Consider the following 804-nt stretch of genomic DNA (forward strand, 5'->3'; position numbering starts at 1 on the left):
GGAGCGAGGACCATGTCTGGTGGGTAGTTTGACTGGGGCGGTCTCCTCCTAAAGAGTAACGGAGGAGTACGAAGGTGCGCTCAGCGTGGTCGGAAATCACGCGTAGAGTATAAAGGCAAAAGCGCGCTTAACTGCGAGACCCACAAGTCGAGCAGGTACGAAAGTAGGTCTTAGTGATCCGGTGGTTCTGTATGGAAGGGCCATCGCTCAACGGATAAAAGGTACTCTGGGGATAACAGGCTGATACCGCCCAAGAGTTCATATCGACGGCGGTGTTTGGCACCTCGATGTCGGCTCATCTCATCCTGGGGCTGAAGCAGGTCCCAAGGGTATGGCTGTTCGCCATTTAAAGAGGTACGCGAGCTGGGTTTAGAACGTCGTGAGACAGTTCGGTCCCTATCTACCGTGGGCGCTGGAAATTTGAGAGGATCTGCTCCTAGTACGAGAGGACCAGAGTGGACGAACCTCTGGTGTACCGGTTGTGACGCCAGTCGCATCGCCGGGTAGCTATGTTCGGAAGGGATAACCGCTGAAAGCATCTAAGCGGGAAGCCTACCTCAAGATAAGATTTCCCAAGGACTTTATGTCCTCTAAAGAGCCGTTGAAGACTACAACGTTGATAGGTTGGATGTGGAAGTGCAGTGATGCATGAAGCTGACCAATACTAATTACTCGTGAGGCTTGACTATACAACACCCAAACAGTTGTATGGTTCGATTGAATCGGTACAAAAAACTTGATTTAGTAAAGCGTTAGTTAGACAATAGCAACTCAAACAGCCCAATCTGTAAAGATTTGGAAAAA

General features: G+C 49.9%; 1 rRNA gene. It reads left to right on the top strand.

What is annotated here, in order from left to right:
- A 23S ribosomal RNA gene (locus HLH18_RS12110) occupies positions 1-689 on the top strand; the annotation flags it as partial.
- Positions 690-804 lie beyond the last annotated feature (115 nt).

It is taken from the genome of Acinetobacter sp. ANC 5414 (assembly GCF_013004295.1).
Lineage (GTDB): Bacteria > Pseudomonadota > Gammaproteobacteria > Pseudomonadales > Moraxellaceae > Acinetobacter.